We start from the raw sequence: 2664 nt of genomic DNA on the forward strand, positions 1-2664 counted from the left end.
TAACAGTAGTTATTGTCGAAAAATCGAACGGTCAGTAGTCCAAATCGTCGGTGGTGTGGTCGAGCAACAGCACCGCGCCGCCGCCGACGAGGACGGCGACGAGCGCCCCCGCCGATGACCGTCGGCGTCCACGCGAACGTCGACGCCGCGACCGTCTTCTCGACGGGGAAGCGAAGCGCTCCGACCATCAGGCTGACGAGGAAGGTCAACGTCGCCGCTCGGTAGTGCTCCAGTGCCCACGCAACGACCTTCGAAATAGTCAACAGCCCGACGAGGGCACCGACCATGAACGTCACGACGACGATCCCCGGCGTGACGACGGCCGCGACGGACCCGCCGTCGGCGAGTCCGACGAGCGCGTCCTTGACTCCGTGCAGACTTTCCGAGAGGTAGTTGTACTGACCGAGGAGCATGAGGATGAGCGCCCCGGACACGCCCGGGAGGATCATCGCACTGATGGCGACCATCCCGGTCACGAAGACGAGCGGAAGGGGCGTCGCACCGGTCGCCGATTCGGTCGCACCGGCTATCAGGAAGGCGACGGCGAAGCCAGCGATGGCGGCACCGACCTGCCCCGGCGTGCTCACCGACACCTCGTCGTAGAGGACGATGGCCGACGCGGCGATGAGTCCGAAGAAGAAGCCGTACAGCAGGACGGGATGCTGTTCACTTCCCCACGTGACCAGTCCCGTCACCGCCACGACCGCCGTTGCGATTCCCGCACCGAGTGCGAGCAGAAACGGGATGTCCATCTCGGAAAGGATTCGGCGGGCGTTCGCGCGTTCGTCGGGGTCGTACGCTCGGAGGATGTTCAGCACGATTCGCGGGTCGAACGACGCGACGGCCGAGATGAGTCGCTCGTAGATGCCCGTGATGAGGGCTATCGTCCCGCCGGAGACCCGGACCGCATCGGCGGACCCCATGCAGACGCCTTTCAGGTAGACAGTCAGCAGGCCACGCATTGCACCCGGGTTTCCGGTCGAATCAAAAAACGATTCCCATCCGCGGTCGACACCAGCAGGCTCTCGCTCGTCACCAGTCACGCCCGGCACTACGGGCCACTCGAATATGAGAATGTGGGCTGGCGGGGTGGAATCAAGCGAACGGAAAAACGAAATCGAAACCCCAACCGACGCGCTTCAGTCGCGGCGCGCCACGACCATCGCGGCCGCGAACGTGCCGACCAGACCGGCACGGGTCGACGGTGCGGCGGGACTCGGCAGCGAACTGCTGTTCGTCGAGTCGTTGGCTCCGACGGTGCCGTTTCCGGCCGTCGCGTTACCGCTCGTCGAGTTACCGGCGTTCGCCGGACCTGACGAGGAGTTGTCGGTGGAGTTGTTCGCGCCGCCGACCGGAAGCGTCTGCTGTTGGTCCACGGAGACGGTCACCGGGTTCGTGTTCTCGCCGATGACTTGACCTTCCGTGACCTGTGCCGTCGCGTTTTTGAACGTGATGCCGTCGTCGCCGAACGTCTTCGGCGTCGAGAACTCGTAGGGACCGACCGCACGAACGCTGACGTTCGTGTAGCCTTTCTCCGTGCCCCACTTCTCGTACCCGGTCGTGGAGTACGGAAGCGTCATCGTGAACGTCCCGTCACCGTCGGTTTTAGCCTGCTGGGTGTAGGTGAACGTGCCACCGTCGGGGGAGTTCATCTTCACCGAGGCGGTGATGGTCGTGTCCGCCGGGCCGGTTCCCTGCACCGTCGCGCCGGGGACGCGTTCGAACGTCTTCACCCACGCGGGCGAGGTGCGCAGGAAGTCCTGTCCCGAAGCACCGCCCTGCTGGAGAAGCTGCAGTCGCTGGCTCAGCACCTGATAGTGCGAGTAGACGCTCGTGGACTGCGACTTGCTCTCCTTGACGACGCGGTAGTGTTGGAGCGCCGGAATCCGCTCGCTCGGATACGGGCCGATGCCGCCGATTTGCGAGCTTCCGTCCTTTGCGACGAACTCACGCGCCTCTTTCATCGTGTCGAACGTCCGAACGACGGTTTCGTTCGGACCCTGCGGATTCTGCTTGTACGTTATCTGCTGGCCGTTCTGCGTCCCGGTGCCGACGTCCCAGTCGAGGACGATGGGTTTCGGCTCGACCGAGCTACCGCCGTACTTGTACAGACGGACCATCTGCGTCTCGTAGTACGCCTGTTTGTGCTGGACGACGTAGTTGCCCTGACCGCGAACCAGGATGTAATCCATGAACGTCGATTGCGAGACGTTCTTGTTGAACACTGTCGGCGCGAAGAACTTGACGTTGCCTTGTCGTCCCTTCGTTTCGACCATCTTCCAGTCGACCATCACGTAGCGGGTCTGCTCGTTCTTGTCGCCGAGCGAGTCGATGACGGCGTTCGCCTGCGACTCGTTCTGTGCGAGGAGGTAGTTTGCGGCCGTGGTTGCACCCTCCTGGAACGGGTTCGCGTTGGGGATGCGCTCCCCGTTTACCGTAATCCAGTGACCGTAGTCCCACCACGACATGACGCCGTACGACCCGTCCGGATAGTCGAAGTCGCCGTCGTCTTGGGTGTACGTGCCGTAGTAGTTCAGCGTAATCGAGCCGTCCGTTCGCTCCATCTCTCCCAGCAACGTCTCCAGTCGGTCGGCGGAGAGCGACGACGTGAACGCCTCGAACGTGCCGTTTTTCGGCAGAATGACGACCATCCCGACCTCGTTG

Annotated in this window: 2 pseudogenes; both read right to left on the bottom strand. The window is 63.2% G+C overall.

Features of this window, described 5'->3' with window-relative positions:
• Positions 1-31: 31 nt before the first annotated feature.
• Positions 32-962 (bottom strand): annotated as a pseudogene (locus BG842_RS09830) (DUF368 domain-containing protein).
• Between the two features lie 177 nt (positions 963-1139).
• A pseudogene (locus tag BG842_RS09835) lies at positions 1140-2664 on the bottom strand (dolichyl-diphosphooligosaccharide--protein glycosyltransferase); the annotation flags it as partial.

The sequence above is a fragment of the Haladaptatus sp. W1 genome (assembly GCF_001723155.1).
Classification (GTDB): domain Archaea; phylum Halobacteriota; class Halobacteria; order Halobacteriales; family Haladaptataceae; genus Haladaptatus; species Haladaptatus paucihalophilus.